The sequence below is a fragment of the Streptomyces sp. NBC_01537 genome, assembly GCF_045040445.1.
Classification (GTDB): domain Bacteria; phylum Actinomycetota; class Actinomycetes; order Streptomycetales; family Streptomycetaceae; genus Actinacidiphila.
The window spans coordinates 8,662,606-8,682,150 of record NZ_CP109392.1 but is presented as its reverse complement, the minus strand read 5'-3'; the positions used below and the strand labels follow the sequence as shown (position 1 = coordinate 8,682,150).

The following is a 19,545-nucleotide window of genomic DNA, read 5'->3' as shown; positions in this document are numbered from 1 at the left end:
GACCCCTTGCCTCCTCTCCAGGTCGCGGCCTAGCATTGGTGAATCGATTCGACGAATCGATTCGACGCAAGGGAGCCGCAGCCGCATGACCACCATCAAGGACGTCGCCCAGCGCGCCGGTGTCGCGCCGAGCACCGTGTCGTACGTCCTGAGCGGTTCCCGCAAGATCTCCGAGGACACCCGCAAAGCGGTCCAGCAGGCGATCGACGACCTCGGATACCACCCCCGCGCGAGCGCGCGCACGCTGCGCAGCACCCGCACCAATGTGCTGGCGCTGGCGCTGCCGCGCGCGGCGGGCGGTTACCGGGCGGTGGACGGCAGGTTCGCGATCGACATCAGCGACGCGGCCCGCTCGCACGGCTACGACGTGCTGCTGATGACCGACCAGGAGGGCGTGCCGGGGCTGCGCCGGATCGCCCGCAGCGGCCAGGCGGACGGGGCGATCCTGATGGCCGTGGAGATGGCGGACCCGCGGATCGACGCGATGCGCGAGCTCGGCTTCCCGGCCGCGCTGCTCGGCCGGTCGGCGGACGACGCGGCGCTGCCGTGGACGGACCTGGACTGGGAGGCGGCGGCGGCGCTGGCCGTCCACGAACTGGCGGCGGGCGGCCACCGGGACATCGCGTATCTGGCCACGACCGAGCACGAGATCCAGGCGCGCCGCGGCTACGCGATCCGCGGCGTGGCCGGCGCCCGCCGGGCCGCGCCGGAGACCGGGGCGGCGGTACAGGTGCACGAGTCGACCGGCGACATGGCGGTGCTCACCCGGCGGCTCAAGGGCCTGCTGACCGGCGAGCGGCCGCCCACCGCGCTGATCGTGCAGCATGTGGCGGCGCTGCCGCACATCCTGGCGGCGGTCGCGGCCGAGGGGCTGCGGGTGCCGGAGGACCTGTCCGTCATGGCGGTGGGCAATCTCCCCGACGATGTCGGCGGCCGCGATCTGCCGCGTATCGAGCTGCCGGTCTCCGTGATGTCCGCCGAAGTGACCCGGCTGGCGGTCGAGTCGATCACCGGGCAGGCCCAGGTCCCCGCCGCGCACCGCCTGATCGCCCCCGTGCTCACCCCGGGCCCGCGCGTCGCCCCGCCCCGGCCTCGCAACGCCACCTGAGCTCCGAGTCATCGAGTCATCGAGTCATCGAGTCAACCGCAAGGCTTCGCTTCCGACCGCGTACGAAAGCAGGATCATCCATGAAGTTCACCGACGGCTACTGGCTCATGCGGCCCGGGATCACGGCCGCATACGCGGCCTCGGTCGCCGACGCCGCCGTCGAGGAGGACCGGATCACGCTGTACGCACCTGTGAAGGAGGTGCGGCACCGCGGGGACACCCTCAACAGCCCGTTGCTGACGATCGAATGCTGGTCGCCCGCCGAAGGCGTGATCGGTGTGCGCTACACCCACCACGGCGGAAAGGCCCCGCGCGGACCGGAGTTCGGGATCACCCGCGAGCCGGACGGCGGCTCCGGCAAGACCGTACGGGACGGCTCGGTCGTCGAGCTGACGGCCGGTGAGCTGAGCCTTCGCGTGGACATCGCAGCCCCCTGGCAGCTGGACTTCACCGCCGCCGGCCGCACTCTCACCTCGGTCGGCGAGCGCGGCACCGGCTTCGCGACCGACGCGGAGGGCCGGCACTTCATGACCGGCCAGCTCTCCCTCGGCGTGGGCGAGCTGATCTACGGTCTCGGCGAGCGCTTCACGCCGCTGGTGAAGAACGGCCAGACCGTGGACATCTGGCAGGCGGACGGCGGCACCAGCAGCGAACAGGCCTACAAGAACATCCCGTTCCACCTCACCAACCGGGGCTACGGGGTCTTCGTCAACCACCCCGGCAAGGTCTCGTACGAGATCGGCACCGAGTCGGTCGGCCAGGTGCAGTTCAGCGTCGAGGACCAGTCCCTCGAGTTCTTCGTGATCCACGGCCCGACACCGAAGGAGATCCTCTCCCGCTACACGGCCCTCACCGGCCGGCCGGCGCTGCCGCCCGCCTGGTCCTTCGGCCTGTGGCTGTCCACCTCCTTCACCACCGACTACGACGAGGCGACCGTCAACCGCTTCGTCCAGGGCATGACGGACCGTGAGATCCCGCTCAGCGTCTTCCACTTCGACTGCTTCTGGATGCGCGAGTACCAGTGGAGCGACTTCACCTGGGACCCGGACGTCTTCCCCGACCCCGAGGGCATGCTGGCCCGCCTGAAGGAGCAGGGCCTGCGCATCTGCGCCTGGATCAATCCGTACATCGCCCAGAAGTCACCGCTGTTCGCCGAGGGCATGCGCGAGGGCTATCTGCTCAAGCGGCCGAACGGCGACGTCTGGCAGTGGGACCTGTGGCAGCCCGGCATGGCACTGGTCGACTTCACCAACCCGGCCGCCCGCGACTGGTACACCGGCAAGCTGCGGGGGCTGCTGCGCCAGGGCGTGGACTGCTTCAAGACGGACTTCGGCGAGCGCGTCCCGGTCGATGTCGCCTGGCACGACGGCTCCGACCCGGAGCGGATGCACAACTACTACGCGCAGGTCTACAACCAGGTCGTCTTCGACCTCCTGAGGGAGGAGCGCGGCGAGGGCGAGGCCGTGCTGTTCGCCCGCTCGGCGACCAGCGGCGGGCAGCAGTTCCCCGTCCACTGGGGCGGCGACTGCGAGTCGACCTTCGGCGCGATGGCCGAGTCGCTGCGTGGCGGGCTGTCGCTGGGCCTGTCCGGCTTCGGCTTCTGGAGCCACGACATCGGCGGCTTCGAGGGGACGCCGACACCGGCCGTCTTCAAGCGCTGGGTGCAGTTCGGCCTGCTCTCCTCGCACAGCCGCCTGCACGGCAGCAAGTCCTACCGCGTGCCGTGGGACTACGGCGACGAGGCGGTCGCCGTCACCCGCGACTTCACCCGCCTCAAGCACCGCCTGGTCCCCTACCTCTACCGAGCCGCCCTCCAGGCCCGCGACCACGGCACCCCTGTCATGCGCGCCATGGTCCTGGAGTTCCCCGACGACCCCGCCTGCCACCAGCTCGACCGCCAGTACATGCTCGGCGACGACCTCCTCGTCGCCCCCGTTTTCACCGAGGACGGCACCGTCGACTACTACGTCCCCGAGGGCACCTGGACCCACCTCCTCACCGGCGAGCCCGTCACCGGCCCCCGCTGGCACCGCGAGACCCACGGCTTCGACACCCTCCCGCTGCTGGCCCGCCCCGGGTCCGTCATCCCCTTCGGCGCGTCCGACGAGGGCCCCGAGTACGACTGGGCGGACGGCATCACCCTGCGGGTCTACGCCCCCGTCGACGGCGCCGAGGTCCTCACCGCCGTCCCGTCGCCGGACGGCGGCATCGCGGCCGTCTTCCGTACGACGCGGACCGGCGATGTCGTACGGGTCGAGGCCGAGGGCGAGGGCACCGCGAAGCCCTGGCAGGTCCAGCTCATCGGCGCGGACGAAGCGGTGTCTGTCGTGACCGGCTGATTTCAGCCCGTCCGGCGTTTGAGGACGGAACCGATATCCGGGCGGACCCGGTGAACCATTCCGGTCACCGCGTTACGCGCGAAGCTTCAGGGACGCGCGGATGGCCTTCACCGCGCCCTCCGCGTCGTCCACCGTCACCGTGAAGTGGCGCCCGTTGCCCAGGTCCACCACCAGGCCCGGGCCACGGCGCACCACGACCGCCGTGCCCTGCTCCGGCCGCCACCGGTAGCCCCAGCCGCCCCAGCCCTTGGGGCTGACGAGCGGCGCGAAATGCGCGCCGCTCACCTGGTCCAACGGAATCCGGCGGCGGGGGACGCCCATGTGACCGCAGCGCACCTCGACCGCGTCGTGGTCCACCCGCACCCGTACGTGGGTGAACGCGATCGTCCCGAAGATCACGAGCAGCCCGACCGTGATGCATCCCACGACCGACATCACCAGGGGCGCCAGCCCCGAGGCGTAGTCCGGGTCCACGGCCAGCTCGATACCCAGCGCCACGCAGGCCGCGCCCCCCGCCGCCAGCAGCCACTGAAGGCGATTGCTGGCGTGGCCCGTCCAGACCTGGGGTGTGCGCACGTCGTCACCCTGCGCGTCCGTCATGTCCGCAGCCTAACCGCCCACGGCTTCCTTGGCAGCAGTAGGGACGGTGCCGTTGAGGCGGGCCACCGGACAGGGCCTAAGCCACGGGTACGCCCGGCACGCGCAGCGCCTGGCCCTGCGCGTATCCCAGTGCCTGCGCGGGCAGCGCGGACTCCTGGCCGTTCAGGATCACCGTCAGCGTCCCCGTCCGTGCGGCCTGCGGCATGGGGTCCGCCCCGATCCTGCGCAGCGCCTGTGCGGCGACGGCCTCCGCGGAGCCGTAGAGGCTGACGCCCGGCACCGGCACGGCCTCACGGATCCGGTCCGCGACCAGCTCGTAGTGCGTGCAGCCCAGCACGACCGCCTTCACATCCCGCGGTGTCAGCGCCGCAGCGGCGGCGACGGCCGCCCCGATCGCGGCCTGGTCCGCCCACTGCACGGCATCCGCCAGGCCCGGGCACGGCACCTCCGTGACCTCCGCGCCCTGCGCGAACTCCGCGATCAGGCCGCGCTGGTACTCGCTCCCGGTCGTCGCCGGCGTCGCCCAGATCGCGACCGGCCCGCCGGCCGCTGCCGCCGGCTTGATGGCCGGTACGGTGCCGATCACCGGGATCCCCGGTTCGAGCTCGGCGCGCAGCGCCGCCAGGGAGTGCACTGACGCCGTGTTGCACGCGACGACCAACGCGTCCGGCCGGTGCGCGGCCGCCGCGCGAGCACATGCCAGCGCCCGTTCGGTGAGGTCCTGCGGGGTGCGCGGGCCCCACGGCATACCGTCCGGGTTCGAGGACAGCACCAGGTCGGCGTCGGGCCGCAGGCCGCGCAATGCGGCCGCTGCCGCGAGGAGGCCTATTCCGGAGTCCAGCAGCGCGATCTTCACCGGCGCAACTTTACGCGACGCGGCAACTGACGTCGGAACTGCAAGACTGCCGGGCGTGACGACACTGGCGCTGACGTGGACCGCTGGGCTCTCCCTCGCCGCATGGCTCTGGCTCGCCCTGGGGCAGGGCTTCTTCTGGCGTACGGACACAAGACTGCCGCCCCGGGCGGAGCCCGAGACGGAGCCTCGCGAATGGCCTGCCGTCGCCGTCGTGATCCCGGCGCGGGACGAGGCGGAGGTGCTGCCGGTGAGCCTGCCGTCCGTGCTCGGGCAGAGGTACCAGGGCCGGGCGGAGGTGATCCTCGTGGACGACGGGAGCTCGGACGGGACAGGGGAAACGGCCCGGGGGCTCGCCGGTGCGGCGGGGCCTCAGGCGCTGCCGCTGACGGTGACGTCGCCGGGGCCTCCGCCGCCCGGGTGGACCGGGAAGCTGTGGGCGGTGCGGCACGGGATCGCGGTGGCGGCGGAGCGCGGAGACGCGGAGTATCTGCTGCTGACGGACGCGGACATCGCGCACGAGCCGGAGTCGCTGCGCGACCTCGTGGAGGCTGCGGAGGCGAACGGTCTGGACATGGTGTCGCAGATGGCACGGCTGCGGGTCGTGACGATGTGGGAGCGGTTGATCGTTCCCGCGTTCGTGTACTTCTTCGCGCAGCTGTATCCCTTCCGGTGGGTGAACCGCCCCGGCGGCCGCACCGCCGCCGCGGCCGGCGGCTGCGTACTGATCCGCCGGGCCGCCGCCGAGCGGGCGAATGTGCCGGAGGCGATCCGCCATGCGGTGATCGACGACGTCGCGCTGGCCCGCGCTGTGAAGAGGACCGGCGGCAGCATCTGGCTGGGGCTCGCGGACCGGGTGGACAGCGTGCGCCCCTACCCGGGGCTGGCGGAGCTGTGGCGGATGGTGTCGCGGAGCGCGTACGCGCAGCTGCGGCACAGCCCGTGGCTGCTGGCGGGGACGGTGGCCGGGCTGGTGCTGGTGTATCTGGCGCCGCCGGCCGCGGCGGTGGCGGGAGCGGTGACGGGCGCGTGGCCGGCCTGCGTCGCGGGGGCGGCGGCATGGTGCGTGATGACGGCGACGTATGTGCCGATGCTGCGCTACTACCGGCAGTCGCCGTGGTGGGCACCGCTGCTGCCGCTGACGGCGGCGCTGTATCTGCTCATGACCGTCGACTCGGCCGTGCAGCACTACCGGGGCCGGGGCGCAGCCTGGAAGGGCCGCACCTACGCCCGCCCGGAGCCGGACGCGGAAGCCGAGGCGGACGCCTCCGCGTAGACCGCCGCGAGCCGTGCGCCGACCGCGGCGAGGCCGAAGCGGCGCCGGGTGCGCTCGGCGAGGGCGGCAGGGCGGTGACCGGGGAGCAGCGCGGCGGCCCGGACGAGGGCGAGCGCGAGGGCGTGCGGGTCGGCGGGCGGTACGAGGATGCCGCCGCCGGGGCCGAGGAGTGCGGGGAGCGGCCCGGCGGCGGGGCCGATGACGGGGGTGCCGAAGCAGAGGGCGTCGAGTGCGGTGAGGCCGGACGCCTGGTCGTGGGCGGCCGTGACGAAGAGGTCGGCGTGGGCCAGGTCGTGGAGGAGGGCGCCCCGGGCACGTCCGGGGGTGTGGCTGACCCAGCGCCCGGGGCCGGGGCCGCCGAGCGCGTCGGGCAGGCCTCGGCCGCCGACGACGTGGAGCCGCAGCCGGGCGTCCTTCGCGTGGGCGTGCGCGAAGGCGCCGGCCAGTAACTCCCACTCCCCGCCCGCGCAGGCGCCCCCGTCCACCGCGACCCGCACGGGGTCCTGGCCGATCCGGGTCCGCGCCGGCACCTGCGGCAGCGTCCCGGCGTCGACCGGGTGCCACTCGCCCACGGCGAGCACGGCTGCGGCCCCGCTGTACAGGCGCCTCGGGGGCCGGCCGCGCGCGGCCGTGCCATCCGTGACGACATACGGGATCCCGCAAACACGCGCCAGCCACGGCAGCAGCCCTTCGGCTCCCGGCGCATGCGCATGCAGCACATCGACCCGGCCGCACTCCACCGCTTCGAGCCGCAGCAGGGCGGCGATCCGGCTCACGGTCGGCCAGGGCAGCCGGTGCGGCCAGGGCGCCGTGGCCACTTCGTACTGATGCGGCAGCTCCGGGTCCCGGCCGACATGCGCAAGCCCGGGGACCGCCGGGAGGGACAGCGCCGGGACGGAGGCGATGCCGATGACGTCCGCGACGGTGCCGGCGGCCTTGAGCCAGTCGTCCGGCCGGGGTGGACCGTTCTGTCCGGAAAGCATCGCTACGCGCATGGGCCACTGTGGCACACGGGCACGGCGCCCACGGTGTCCTTCGTGAGGGTGACCGCCGGGAGCGGCCCGGGGTGGGGCGGAGGCGGGGGCCGGGTGCGGCGCGTCATTGACTTCCGGGCGGCCGGAATGGCACCTGACGCCGGGTAATCCCCGCTCCGCGAGCCTTTTACACGTTCGAAACGGCTCCCGGAGACCGTTTTTCACTGATTCGCTCGGATTGAGTATCAGCCGTCACTCACCGCACATGAAATGACCTACTAATCAGTCTCCCCAACCAGCACATCGTGGGCTTAACTTATGGGCTATGACCTCCCCCCGCGGTTCGTACAGCGGTGGCTACTACACGTCACCTTTCTTCCCGGACACCCCCATCTACGACAGCCTCGTCGCAGAGCGAGGCACACCGCAGATCGCGCCGATCCGCGTTCCCGCGGAGTACGACACCGGACGCAGCAACCTGCCGGCGCTGCCGTCCGCGCTGCCGGCCCTGCCCCCCGGGCCGTCCGCGTACAACACGCCCGCGCAGGGCACCTACACCGGCGGGTACAACGCGCCCGGCTACCAGCAGCAGGCGCCGATGCAGCAGACGCCGGCCCCGTACATCCCGCAGCAGGCCACGGCCGGCGGCCGGCCTGCGTACAACGGCGGGTACCCGGCGCAGCAGCCGCAGGCTCCCTACCAGGGCCCGGCGGGTTACGAGGCCGCGCGCCCCGCGGCGCCGCGTCCCCAGCCGCCGCGTCCGGCGGCGCCCGGCGGTTACGACGACCAGCAGCCCTACCAGCGCCGCAACCTCGGTCAGGGGTACTACCAGGGCTGAGACCGTGGGGGCCAGGTGGACTGCGAGCCGATGCGGGACGGAGGTCCGCGGATCGGTGGACCGGGCGTGAGCGGCTGACCGCCGCCGTCCGGGTCGGGGTGTGAGGCGACGAGGCGGAGGCCGTACCCGCGGGGGGTGCGGCCGCCGCCTCATTCTGCGTGCGTCCGTCTGCGTCCGTCCGAGTCCGGGCGGAGCACGGTCCCACTCCTCTCCTGCCCAGGAACACTTCGGGTCGATGACGCGTTGAATCTTGTGGAATGGACGCGTCCCGGGTACGGGCGGTGATTTGGCTCTCGTACAACCGGTTCTCGAGGCGCATGAGCCCCGCCGTATGCGGTACTTGGGCGGTGAAGGGGGTGCGGCCCGATGAGCACCAAGGTGCGGTTGTGGAGGTGGCGGCGCAGTCCGCTGCGCCGGCGGTCCGACGTGCTCGAAGCGTGGATCGGCCTGCTCACCGCGATCTTCGTCGTGCTAGGCGCGCCCGCGGTCGGCTGGGCAACGGGGCTGGTGGCGGACAGCGCCCTGGAGCGCACCGTACGGGCCCAGCACACCGAGCGGACCCTTGTTCCGGCGACGGTCCTCAAGGCCGGGCCGCGCGAGATCTCCGAGACCGATCCCGATTCCGGGCATGTGCAGGAGGAGCGACGTACCGCCGTGGCCCGCTGGACCGCCCCTAACGGCACGAGCGTCACCGGCACGGTGCACATACCCGTCGACAAGGGCAAAGGTGACACGGTCCGGTTGTGGACCGACCGTCAGGGCCGGGTGGTCCCCCCTCCGCTGGACTCCATGACCGCCTCGACGCACGCGGTGCTCGCCGGCATGGGCGCCTCCCTGGGCGCGGGTGTGCTGCTGCTCGTGGGACGGCAGTTGCTGCTGTGGCAGTTGATGCGGCGGCGGCTCGCCGAGTGGGAACGCGAGTGGGAGGCCGCCGGCCAGGACTGGGGGCGCGCGGGCGCGGCCTGAGCATGTCGGGACAGGCCATGACCTCACCCATCAGGTGATCCCGGCCCGGCTCGGTGCTGGCGCACGCCCCGCGCACGCTACGGTGGTTGCCCCGGACATCCCGACCGACCGGGCCGCGACCGGGCCGCCGAGAAGCACAACAGCGCAAGAGGATGGGGCAGAGCATCCCAATGGCACAGGGCGTGGTTCAGGTGACGCACACCAGCAGTTCGCGGTGGCGCCGCCGCACGGGAGAGTACGAGACCCTGGCCGCGGCCCTGGAGGCGGCGGGCGACGGGGACGTGCTCTCGATCAACCCCGGCACCTACCGGGAGAACCTGGTCGTCCAGCGGGCCATAACGCTGCGCGGGGCCGAGGGCCCCGGCTCGGTGCGGATCGCCCCTGTGGGCGGGGTCGCGCTGACCGTGAGAGCCTCGGCGACCGTGCAGGACCTGTCCATCGAGGGCCAGGACACCTCGGCCGCCGCGCTGCTGATCGAGGGCTCGGCCCCCGAGCTGTCCGGGTTGCGCGTGAGCACCCGCTCGGCGGTCGGCATAGAGGTGCGCGACAGCGCCCGGCCGACCGTGCGGCGCTGCACCGTGGACAATCCGGCCGGGCTCGGGATCAGCATCCTGGAGTCCTCCGGCGGGCTGTTCGAGGATGTCGAGGTGGTCTCGGCCGGCCAGACCGGCATTTCCGTACGCGGCGGTGCCTCCCCCCGTCTGGAACGCTGCAGGATCCACAACACCAACGGCGCCGGCCTGTCCCTGACCGGCGAGGGCACCGCCGCCGAGGCCATCGGCTGCGAGGTGTACGAGGTCAAGGGCACCGGCGTGCAGGTCGCCTCGCGCGCGGCCGGACACCTCACGGACTGCCAGGTGCACCGCACGACCGGCGACGGGATCACCCTCGACACGGACGCCGTGCTCACCCTGTCCGACTGCGACATCCACGACATCCCCGAGAACGCGATCGACCTGCGCTCCCGCTCCGTACTGACCCTGACCCGCAGCTCTGTGCGCCGCTTCGGCCGCAACGGGCTGTCCGTGTGGGACCCGGGCACCCGCGTGGACGCCAACCAGTGCCAGATCCACGACAGCCAGGGCGACTACCCGGCGGTCTGGGTGAGCGACGGCGCCGCCGCGATACTGGACAGCTGCCGGGTCCGGGACGTGCCGGACGCCCTGTTCGTCCTGGACCGGGGCTCGCGGGTCGATGTCGTCGACAGCGACATCTCCCAGGTCCGCAACACCGCCGTCTCGGTCAGCGACGGCGCCGTCGTCCAGCTCGACGACTGCCGGATCCGCGAGGCCGCCACCGGCGCCTGGTTCCGCGACCACGGCAGCGGCGGCACGCTGGCCTCCTGCACCATCGACGACGTCCAGACCGGGGTCATCGTCACCAAGGGCGCCGACCCGACGGTCGAGCGCTGCACGGTCACCAACCCCGGCGAGGCCGGCTTCTACGTCTCGGCGGGCGGCCGCGGCACCTTCACCGGCTGCCGGGTCACCGGCAGCCGCAGCTACGGGTTCCACATCATCGACGGCTGCCGCTCCACTCTCACCCGCTGCCGCACCGAGCGCTGCGCGCGCGGCGGTTACGAGTTCGCCGAGCCCGGCCCGGTGACGGAGGACTGCTCCGGGGACCACAGCGGCGAGAGCACCCAGCAGATCCCGCTGCCGATCCTCCCGGCGACCGCGGCCGAGCGGCAGACGGCGCCCGCGCCCCAGTCGTACGGCCTGCTAGGCGGCGTCCCCGAACAGCGCGCGCCGGAGCCGGCCCCGGCCGCCCGGCCCGAGCCCGCCCGGGAGTCCGACGACGTACTGGCCGAACTCGACGCCCTGGTCGGCCTGGACAGCGTCAAGCGCGAGGTCCGTACCCTCATCGACCTGATCGCGGTGGGCCGCCGCCGCCAGGAGGCCGGCCTCAAGGCCCCGTCCCTGCGCCGCCACCTGGTCTTCACCGGCTCCCCCGGCACCGGCAAGACCACGGTGGCCCGGCTGTACGGCGAGATCCTCGCCTCGCTGGGCGTGCTGGAGCAGGGGCATCTGGTCGAGGTCGCCCGGGTGGACCTGGTCGGCGAGCATGTCGGCTCGACGGCCATCCGTACGCAGGAAGCCTTCGACCGTGCGCGCGGCGGGGTGCTGTTCATCGACGAGGCGTACGCGCTCGCGCCCGAGGACTCCGGCCGCGACTTCGGGCGCGAGGCGATCGACACGCTGGTGAAGCTGATGGAGGACCACCGCGACGCGGTCGTCGTCATCGTGGCCGGCTACACGGCCGAGATGCAGCGGTTCCTCGAATCCAACCCCGGTGTGGCCTCCCGCTTCTCACGCACCATCACCTTCGGCGACTACTCGCCCGAGGAGCTGCTGCGGATCGTCCGCGCCCAGGCCGACGAGCACCAGTACCAGCTCGCCGACGACGCGGGCGAGGCGCTGCTCAAGTACTTCACCGCCATCCCCAAGGGCCCGGCCTTCGGCAACGGCCGCACCGCCCGGCAGACCTTCGAGTCCATGGTCGAACGCCATGCCGGACGGCTCGCACATGTCACCGAGCCGAGCCACGAGGAGCTGCAGCTGCTCTACCCGGAGGACCTCCCGGCACTGCCCTGAACCTGAACGGGTACGCCCTCCAACGGTGTGCATGCCGCCGGTGTCAGCCGCTCCACCAGCTCCGTGCGGATCTCGGCGAACTCCGGGTCGTCGGGGTAGTGGGAGTGGCCCAGGACCGGCGCGATCAGCGGATTCTCGCTGTCCCGCCGGTAGGCCAGGGGGTCGGCGAGCCGCCGGTCGACCCCGGCGATGCCGGTTTCGCCGCCGATCGGGTCCGTACGCCGCCACAGGTTGCACCAGGCGTGCACGTCGTCGTGGAAGCCGCTCAGGCGGTCCGGCCCGAAGAACGCCGGGAACCAGCGCCCGTACAGCCTGGCCAGCGGCGAACCGTAGGTGAGCAGGGCGACCCGGTCGCGGGTGGCGGGCGACAGCTGCCAGGCGGCCGCTGCGGCGAGGACGGAGCCCTGCGAGTGGCCGGACAGGACGATGCGGTTGTCCGGGTGGCGGTCGGTCCACTGGGTCAGCCGCGCGCTGATGTCCGGGACTGCGCGCTCGGCGTAGCAGGGCGGGGCGAAGGGGTGCGCGGCGCGCGGCCAGAAGGTGCCGATGTCCCAGAGGATGCCGACGGTGCGCCGGGCGGCGGCGCTGCGATAGGCGCGGCGGCCCAGCGCGATCAGCGCGATCGTGGCGGCGCCGAGCAGCCAGCTGCCGCCGGCCTGGGCACCCCGGGCCACCGTACGGATCCAGGGGCTGGCGTTCGCGGCCGCGGCTCCCGGGGCCTGGCCGGTGATCCAGGCGCCCAGCAGCGCGCCCGCGCCGAGGACGAACGCGGCGATGACGATGGCCGTGAGCAGCAACGGGCTCTTGTCGGTCAGCCCGGCGACGGCCTGCGCCCTGGCGATGTGCCGGGTCCGGCCCTCGTCGTACGGCTTCGGGTGGCCGGGCGGCTGCGGGTACTCCTCCTCGACCTGGTGGCCGAGCCGGTGCCCGCCGCGCCACACCAGCCACACGCCGGAGGCCGCCATGGCGGCCAGCACCACGACCACCCCGGGGAGCACCGACGCCTGCCAGGTGAGCAGCACCGGCGGCCCGTCGATGAGGTCGCCCTCCGCGCCGGGGGCACCGCCCTTGTCCAGCCAGTCCGCCATGCGCTGGACGGCGCCGCTGGTGAACAGGGCGCCCAGCGCGCAGGCCAGCAGCGCCACGGCGGGCCCGCCGAACCCGCGCATCGCCCCGGCCCGCCGCCCCGGCACCCGGGTCGTCAGTGCCCCGAGGAAGAGGACCAGCCCGCCCTGGGCAAGGGTCAGGAAGCACAGAGTGCGGACCGGCAGCAGCCCCTGGCCGGCGCTGTGCCAGCCGGGGCGGTGCCAGGCCGCGTAGACCGCCGATCCGGCGAGGACGGTGAGCGCGGCGGCGTACAGGGCGATCATGAGCCGGCGGTCGCGCCGCGCCTTCGCCGGCTCGACGGTGCCCTGGTCCTCGTCCCGCCGGGCGGCCACGACCAGTACGGCCACCGCAACCGCCAGCATCACCAGCGCCCCGGCCAGCGCCCAGCCGACGCCGCGCGGCACGCCTGATCCGCCCAGATCCTCCCTGAAGGCGGGGGTCCACAGCACCGCCGCCACGACCAGCAGCCCGCTCGCCGTGTGTGCCGCCCGCAGCCGGGCCACCTCACGGCAGCCGAACCAGAATCCCTCCCGTGCCAGCGGGCCGCCGCTGCCGCCGCCCTCGCCGGTCGGCTCGACCGTCTCGTACGCCCACCAGGTGTGCCGCGACAGCCACCACAGGCCGCCCACCAGCAGCAGCGGTGCGAGCGCGCCGAGCACGAGCCGCCGTCCGGGCTCGCTCCACCAACCGTGCTGGGCACTGTTGACCACGACCAGCCAGTGCTTGCCGCTCGCACAGTGCGGTTTGTCCGCGCACTGCCAGGCGAGCAGGTCCATCGCGACCTCGCACGCGCCCACGACCAGCAGCACGGTCAGGGTGAGCGCGATCAGCCGCAGCACCGCGTCGTACAGCCAGTTCCAGCGAGCGCCGTCATGCCTCGGCCGCATCCAGTGGGCCAGGTTGACGATCATGAAGGGCACGAGCAGCAGCCACAGCGCCCGGCGGCCGTCCCCCGAGGTCAGATTCGACCAGCAGTAGGCCTCGCGCACCGGCGCCCGGCCCGCGTACTCGGCGGCCCGGTCCTCGGCGTCCGCGTCGTCGTCGCGGCGGTAGACGGCCGCGGTGTCGTCCCCGTACATCCGTTTCACGCGGGGATCGTTGAGCATCCCCTCCGGCGTGGCTCCGCCGACGCCGTGTACCAGCAGTTCCAGAGCGAGCGGCTGCCGCTCCGGCGGCTGTGCCTGCAAACGCGCCATGGCAGAAGGCATGGCGATCATCTCCCCCGAGAGTCCCCGTGTACGGGACAGGATGGACCCTTGGGCAGAGGGGCGGCAGGGGTGGCGCAGGACCGCGTACCGAATTGTGATGCGACGTTCGAGGGACACCTCGCACAGAGCTCGTGCAAGGATGGGCGGTCGAGTCGGCTTTCGACTGTCAGCGAAGGATGGGATGGACACCCGGGTGAGCGACAACCAGAACCTGCTCGCGGAGCAGCGGCGCGCGCTGATCCTGGACGAGGTCCGGCGACGTGGTGGTGTCCGCGTCAACGAGCTCACCCGCAAGCTCAATGTCTCCGACATGACGGTGCGCCGCGACCTCGACGCCCTCGCCCGCCAGGGCGTCGTCGAGAAGGTGCACGGCGGTGCCGTTCCCGTCGTCGAGGCCAGCAGCCACGAGCCCGGCTTCGAGGCCAAGTCCAGCCTCGAGCTCGGCGCCAAGGAAGCCATCGCCCGCGCCGCCGCCCAGCTCGTCACCCCCGGCAGCGCCATCGCCCTGTCCGGCGGCACCACGACCTACGCCCTCGCCCACCGCCTCCTCGACGTCCCCGACCTGACCGTCGTCACGAACTCCGTACGCGTCGCCGACGTCTTCCACGCCGCCTCCCGCCGCCCCGGCTCCCGCGAGGGCGCCGCCACCGTCGTCCTGACCGGCGGCGTCCGGACACCGTCGGACTCCCTGGTCGGCCCGGTCGCCGACCGCGCCATCGACTCCCTCCACTTCGACCTGCTGTTCCTCGGCGTCCACGGCATCTCCGTCGAGGCGGGCCTGTCCACCCCCAACCTGGCCGAGGCCGAGACCAACCGGCAGTTCGTACGCTCCGCCCGCCGCGTCATCGTCATCGCCGACCACACCAAGTGGGGGACGGTCGGCCTGAGTTCCTTCGCCTCCCTGGAAGACGTCGACACCCTCGTCACGGACGCCGGCATCCCCGAGGTCCTCCGCGAGGAGATCTCCGAGCACCTCGCCGACCTCATCGTCGCCGGCGGGGCAGATGTCGCCGGAACTGACTGACCGTCAGGCATGCGGGGTACGTTGGACCCCATGGCCCGCCGACTCCGCCCCACCCGCCCGGTCACCCTCGACTTCCTCGACTCCGCCCCCGTACGCCACGTCTTCGCCGCCGACCTCGCCGCGTCCCCGGAAGCCGTCCACAAGGCCCTCGCCGAGGACACCGAAGGCTGGGCGGCCTGGTTCGACGCCGTGACCTCGGCCGTCCCGACCGACACCGGCCGCGACGTCACCCTGAAGGGTGGCACCCGCTTCCAGGAAACCGTCCTCGCCTCCGACTCCCCCACCCGCTTCACCTACCGCGCCGACGCCACCAACGCCCCCGCCCTCCGCGCCCTCCTGGAGGACTGGGCCCTTTCCCCCACCCCCTCCAACGGCACCCGCCTCCAATGGACCTTCGCCGCCGACGCCACCCCGCCCCTGCGCGGCGTCCTGCGCCTCGCCCGCCCGGGGTTGTCGCGCGCCTTCCGCCTGGCGGTGCGGGCGCTGGACCGGCGGCTGGCAGGATGACGCGCTGTACGGGTCGCCCCCGGTTCGGTACGGGTCGCATCCCGTAACCGGCCGTGGCGCACAGGCGTTGACGTGTGAGTTCGTACCTGGCGAATACGCCTCCGGGGGATGTGACGCCCATGAACCGCCCACCGAACAAGCGCACCGACGACGACCGACCCGCCATCTGGACCGGCTACGGCAAGCTGGTCAAACTCTTCCGCGAAGAAGCCGGCCTCACCCAGCAACAACTCGCAGACGCCGTCGGCTACTCGTACGAACAGGTCGCCTCCATCGAGCAGGGCCGCCGCCCCGCCAAGTCCGCCTTCACGGAGGCGGCCGAGCGCACCCTGTCGGCTCGCGGCGCCCTCCGGACTCTCCAGGAGGGCGTGGACCTGGCGAAGCTCCCGGCCTTCTTCCAGGACTTCGCGGTGATCGAACTGGAGGCGGTGAGCCGCTTCGCGTTCGAACCACAAGTGATTCCGGGCCTACTGCAGACCGAGGCCTACGCGCGGGCCATGCTCACCGGCCATTACCCACCACCCGACAACGAGACCATCGAGCAATGGGTCGAGGCGCGCCTCGAACGCCAGAAGCTGCTGACCCGCACCCCTCTCGTCGATCTCTCATTCGTCCTCGGCGAGTCCGCCCTCCGCTGCCCGGTCGGTGGCCCCGACGTGCTCAAGGCCCAACTCCTGGCCCTCCTGGAAATCAGGGACCTGCGAAACGTCGAGATCCAGATCATGCCGACGTCCTACGGATACCACCCGGGCCTCAACGGCCCCATGGTGCTGCTCGAGACCGCTGAACACCGCCACGTCGGCTACATCGAGTCCCAGGACGTGGGCGTCGTGATCAGCGATCCGGAGAAGGTCAGCGCGTTCGGGCTCCGGTATGGCAAGCTCCGCACGGAGGCTCTCAATGCCGAGGAATCGGCACGTCTCATCGAACGGGCGGCGGGAGAACTATGAACACCGAGCACGAGCACGTGACGTGGTTCAAGAGCAGCTACAGCGGCAGCGGCGGAGGCGACTGCGTCGAGGTGGCCATGCCTCCTGGCAACGCATACGTACGCGACTCGAAGGACGCACACGGGCCCAGGCTCACCTTTGCATCCGCGCAGTGGTCGGCCTTCGTCTCATTCACGAGGAACCAGCCAAGCACATGCGCCCGGCCCAGCTGAGAGCCCTGCCGCCAAGTGCTCCCGATCAGCTCCACCTGATCGTTCCGTCTCACGGCAACTCGCGGGCCCATGTGCGCCGAACCAGGGCACCGGAAGCCCCTGCGTTCTCCCACCGAGACCGGTTGGCCCCGAACCGGGTTTTACCTCGTCAGGTACGGGAAACGGAACCGCACTCTCCAGTGGACTCGGTCGGCAAGCCCTTGCTGCGGTCGTACGGGTCCGTCGTCGGCCCGGTGCCTGGGGAGGCGGAGGAGGCGTCGGAGTTGAACTGCGGGTGCAGGAAGCCGTCGTAGACGAAGCAGGCGGAGTTGGCGATGTCCTGGCGGTAGGAGACCAGGGTGAGCTTGCCGGCGGTGACGCGGTAGCGGACGGGGTCGAGGACCTGGATGTCGAGGACGCGGCGGATGATGGTGCGGGAAACCTCGGTGGAGCCGGAGGCGGCCTGGGTGACGGGGTAGACGAAGGTGTAGTCGGCGTGGACGGCGACTGAGCCCTGTGTGCCCTTCTTGAAGGTCATGTGGCCACGGACCTTGACGATGTCACCGGCGAGCTTGAGCTCGGAGGGGTCGAAGCGGGTGGCGTACCAGAGGGGGTCCTGCTTCTTGCCGGGCTTGGCGAAGGCGTCGTCGACCTCGTGGAGCCAGTCGGACTGGCGGGGGTCGATGAGGCTGATGGCGGTCTCCGGGTGGCCGCCGCGAAGGGTGGCGGGGTCGAGGTTGCTGTCGACCAGGAACTCCTTGGTCTTGCGCAGGGCGAAGTCGACCTGGTTGAGCGTCATGCGGCCGACCGGCTTGGCCTTCGGGAGGACGATGCCGGCCGCGCCGTCGGCGTATTGCGCCGCCGGGGAACCGAGGAAGGGCTCGGCCAGGGTCGGGGTGTCGGGGAAGGCCTCCTCGGAGGGGGCGGTGCTGGGCTGCGCGGTCTCCGGGGGGAGGGTGGCACTGTCGGACGACGACGAGCCGGAGGAGCCGCCTGGGAGCCAGGACAGGGCGCGGGAGGGATTGAGGGCGACCGCGAGGAGGCCGGCCGCGAGGAGTACACCGAGGAGGCCGAGCCGGCGGCGCCTGCGCATGACGAGGGCGTCCGCCGCGTGCAGGTCCGGGCCGGTGCGCCAGCCCGGGGGCTGGGCGGCGGACTCGGCCTTCTTCGCCTTTCGGCCCTTGGACTTTGACTTGGCCTGCTGCCGTGCGGCCTCCGCGTCCTGCAGGCGCAGCCGCTCGGTGACCATGCGGGCGCGGGCGGAGGGCTCCTTCGGGGCGGACTTCCGTATGTCGGACTCACTGTCGCGGACGAACCGCTCCCAGACGTCGTCGGGTATGGACGGCTCTTCGCCCTGGGGCGTGGGTGTGGTGGTCATGACCAGTCTCTCGGGGCGGTGAGCAAAGTGGAGTCTTTGTACAGGCGGACACCGGTTCACCACAAGGCAGATACAGTCTCACCGGCCCCAATACCCCATGTCCCTGAACGTCGTCAGGGTATGCGCTCCCGACACGCTGCCCGCGATCCGCTCGTCGAGAGTGCGGATGAAGTCCCGGTTTCGCTTGTAAGGCGCATTCATCAGCGTCGATAGCCAGCGCACACTCATCTGCCGCACGCCTACCGAACTCCCCCTGGCCAGGCGCCCCCTCACCGGTATTCCGCGAGACGCGGCCGCACGCCCGCCAGGACCAGCAGCGCCGACGCGCCGAGGACACCCGCCGGGATCGCGGGCCAGCCGTTGAGGGCGGAGCGGGCGGTGGAGGCGGAGAGGGTGGCGTCGTCGCGCTGGTGGGCGGCTAGTTGGGTGAGGGTGGTGGCGAAGTCCCAGAAGTCGAAGGCGACGTTGTTGCGGGCGACGTTGGTGAGGACGGCGGCGGCTTCGTCGAGGCGGCCGGCGGCGATGAGGCGGCGGAGGTGGCGGTCGTCGGCGAGGAAGTGGCCGTAGCGGGTGCGGACGTCGGTGTAGGCGGGGAGTTCGGCGGGGGTGGCGTAGCCGGAGACGGTGAGGAGGGTGTCGAGGCGGCGGGTGAGGGTGGTGAAGCGGGCGCGTTGCTGGGCGGCGGCGCCGGGGTCGGTGACGAGCCAGCGGCTTTGGGCGGCGGCCGCGTCGGCGGCGACGGCGCGGGCTTCGGCGAGGCGGGACCAGGGGCGGAGGCCTTCGCGGACGGAGGTGTCGAGGTCGGTGGCGGCGGAGCTGAAGGAGACGGCGCCGGCGAGAGTGACGGCGAGGACGGCGGTGGTGGCGAGGGCGAGGGCGGGGTTGAGCAGGCGGCGGTAACGGCGGGCGAGTTCGGCCTGCCACCACAGGAGGACGGCGAGGGCGAGGGCGCCGAGGAGGAGGACGGTCCAGAGCGAGCGGACGGCGGCGGTGTGGGCGGTGTGGGCGGCCGCGGTGGCCTGGGCGTCGTAGGCGCGGGACAGGGCGGTGGCCTGGGGCAGCAGGTCGTTGTGCATGATGTCGCCGGCCTCGGCGGAGAACGCGACGGCGATGGCGGGCGGGTGGCCGGCGGCGCGGTCGGGCTGCTGTTCGTCCACGTACGCGGTCCGGCCGCCGGCGTCGTCGTAGCGGCCGAGGGCGTCGAGCAGGGAACGTACGCGATCCGTCTGGGTGGTGTCGGAGCCGAGCTGCCGCAGAGCGGCGCTGATCTCGCGGCGGCGCTGCTGGGCGGTGATGAGGGCGAGCAGGCGGTTGCCGACCGAGACGCCGGGGTCGTCGGCGGCGTGGCCGGGGACGAGCTGGTCTGCGCGCTGGGCGTCGAGGTCGGCGAGGGCGAAACGCAGGTCGGCGGCGACGGCGGCACGGTCGGCGACGGAGACGCGCAGGGCGGCGGCGTCCGAGCGTACGGACAGGGAGCCCAGGATCGCGCCGAGGCAGAGGGCGGCCAGGGCCAGCAGCGCGGCGGCGGTCTGGAGGCCGAGCCGGGCGGGCTGCCGTACCCGCGCATCGGTGGGCGGGAGCGCCGGCGGGGCCGGCCGCACCTGAAACGTCGTCATGTACGGACGTTAGGGG

Annotated in this window: 16 protein-coding genes; 10 read left to right on the top strand and 6 right to left on the bottom strand. The window is 72.5% G+C overall.

Annotated elements, in window-relative coordinates; translation table 11 throughout:
- The first annotated feature begins 85 nt into the window (after positions 1-85).
- Together OG607_RS39910 and yicI are read left to right on the top strand one after the other, a co-directional pair.
- Positions 86-1,108, top strand: a complete 1,023-nt coding sequence (locus OG607_RS39910; RefSeq protein WP_405734375.1) for a LacI family DNA-binding transcriptional regulator — start codon at positions 86-88, stop codon at positions 1,106-1,108.
- An 80-nt stretch (positions 1,109-1,188) separates the two neighbouring features.
- Positions 1,189-3,447 carry an alpha-xylosidase gene (gene yicI, locus OG607_RS39905; protein ID WP_405734373.1) on the top strand — a complete coding sequence of 753 codons (2,259 nt, stop codon included), beginning with the start codon at positions 1,189-1,191 and terminating at the stop codon, positions 3,445-3,447.
- Between the two features lie 72 nt (positions 3,448-3,519).
- Here yicI and OG607_RS39900 read toward each other — a convergent pair whose 3' ends face one another.
- Positions 3,520-4,047, bottom strand: coding sequence for a hypothetical protein (locus OG607_RS39900; RefSeq protein WP_329320468.1), 528 nt, complete (start codon positions 4,045-4,047; stop codon positions 3,520-3,522).
- Positions 4,048-4,123: 76 nt separating this feature from the next.
- The gene (locus OG607_RS39895) at positions 4,124-4,903 is read right to left on the bottom strand and encodes a glutamate racemase (protein WP_405734370.1); all 780 of its coding nucleotides are present in this window, start codon (positions 4,901-4,903) and stop codon (positions 4,124-4,126) included.
- 55 nt (positions 4,904-4,958) lie between these two features.
- Here OG607_RS39895 and OG607_RS39890 point away from each other — a divergent pair, with 55 nt between their 5' ends.
- Positions 4,959-6,176 carry a glycosyltransferase gene (locus tag OG607_RS39890; protein ID WP_405734369.1) on the top strand — a complete coding sequence of 406 codons (1,218 nt, stop codon included), beginning with the start codon at positions 4,959-4,961 and terminating at the stop codon, positions 6,174-6,176.
- Here OG607_RS39890 and OG607_RS39885 read toward each other — a convergent pair.
- Positions 6,125-7,159 (bottom strand): glycosyltransferase, encoded by a 1,035-nt coding sequence (locus tag OG607_RS39885; RefSeq protein WP_405734367.1) that lies wholly within the window; start codon positions 7,157-7,159, stop codon positions 6,125-6,127. The two genes, OG607_RS39890 and OG607_RS39885, sit on opposite strands and share 52 nt — an antisense overlap.
- A 316-nt stretch (positions 7,160-7,475) precedes the next feature.
- On the opposite strand from OG607_RS39885, the gene OG607_RS39880 reads away from it, so the two are divergent.
- From OG607_RS39880 to OG607_RS39870, 3 genes are all read left to right on the top strand, one after another.
- Entirely contained in the window at positions 7,476-7,988 is a 513-nt protein-coding gene (locus OG607_RS39880) for a DUF6643 family protein (RefSeq protein ID WP_405734365.1), read from the top strand.
- Between the two features lie 366 nt (positions 7,989-8,354).
- Positions 8,355-8,954, top strand: a complete 600-nt coding sequence (locus OG607_RS39875) for a hypothetical protein (RefSeq protein ID WP_405734363.1) — start codon at positions 8,355-8,357, stop codon at positions 8,952-8,954.
- A 170-nt stretch (positions 8,955-9,124) separates the two neighbouring features.
- Positions 9,125-11,548 carry a right-handed parallel beta-helix repeat-containing protein gene (locus tag OG607_RS39870; protein WP_405734361.1) on the top strand — a complete coding sequence of 808 codons (2,424 nt, stop codon included), beginning with the start codon at positions 9,125-9,127 and terminating at the stop codon, positions 11,546-11,548.
- Here OG607_RS39870 and OG607_RS39865 read toward each other — a convergent pair.
- Positions 11,518-13,851, bottom strand: coding sequence for a cutinase family protein (locus OG607_RS39865; protein ID WP_405734359.1), 2,334 nt, complete (start codon positions 13,849-13,851; stop codon positions 11,518-11,520). The two genes, OG607_RS39870 and OG607_RS39865, sit on opposite strands and share 31 nt — an antisense overlap.
- A 205-nt stretch (positions 13,852-14,056) precedes the next feature.
- Between OG607_RS39865 and OG607_RS39860 the strand changes: the two genes are divergently transcribed.
- The 4 genes from OG607_RS39860 (at position 14,057) to OG607_RS39845 (ending at position 16,556) form a co-directional block, all read left to right on the top strand.
- Positions 14,057-14,887: a DeoR/GlpR family DNA-binding transcription regulator gene (locus OG607_RS39860; protein ID WP_405737370.1), complete on the top strand. Its 831-nt coding sequence runs from the start codon at positions 14,057-14,059 to the stop codon at positions 14,885-14,887.
- Positions 14,888-14,917: 30 nt separating this feature from the next.
- Positions 14,918-15,394, top strand: coding sequence for an SRPBCC family protein (locus OG607_RS39855; protein WP_405734357.1), 477 nt, complete (start codon positions 14,918-14,920; stop codon positions 15,392-15,394).
- Positions 15,395-15,513: 119 nt separating this feature from the next.
- On the top strand, positions 15,514-16,344 hold the full coding sequence (locus OG607_RS39850) for a Scr1 family TA system antitoxin-like transcriptional regulator (protein WP_405734355.1): 831 nt from the start codon (positions 15,514-15,516) through the stop codon (positions 16,342-16,344).
- Positions 16,341-16,556, top strand: coding sequence for a DUF397 domain-containing protein (locus OG607_RS39845; RefSeq protein WP_405734353.1), 216 nt, complete (start codon positions 16,341-16,343; stop codon positions 16,554-16,556). Before OG607_RS39850 ends, OG607_RS39845 begins: the two co-directional genes overlap by 4 nt.
- 148 nt (positions 16,557-16,704) lie before the next feature.
- Here OG607_RS39845 and OG607_RS39840 read toward each other — a convergent pair whose 3' ends face one another.
- Both OG607_RS39840 and OG607_RS39835 read right to left on the bottom strand, forming a co-directional pair.
- Positions 16,705-17,913, bottom strand: coding sequence for a hypothetical protein (locus tag OG607_RS39840; RefSeq protein ID WP_405734351.1), 1,209 nt, complete (start codon positions 17,911-17,913; stop codon positions 16,705-16,707).
- Positions 17,914-18,182: 269 nt separating this feature from the next.
- Entirely contained in the window at positions 18,183-19,529 is a 1,347-nt protein-coding gene (locus OG607_RS39835; protein WP_405734349.1) for a hypothetical protein, read from the bottom strand.
- Positions 19,530-19,545: the final 16 nt, after the last annotated feature.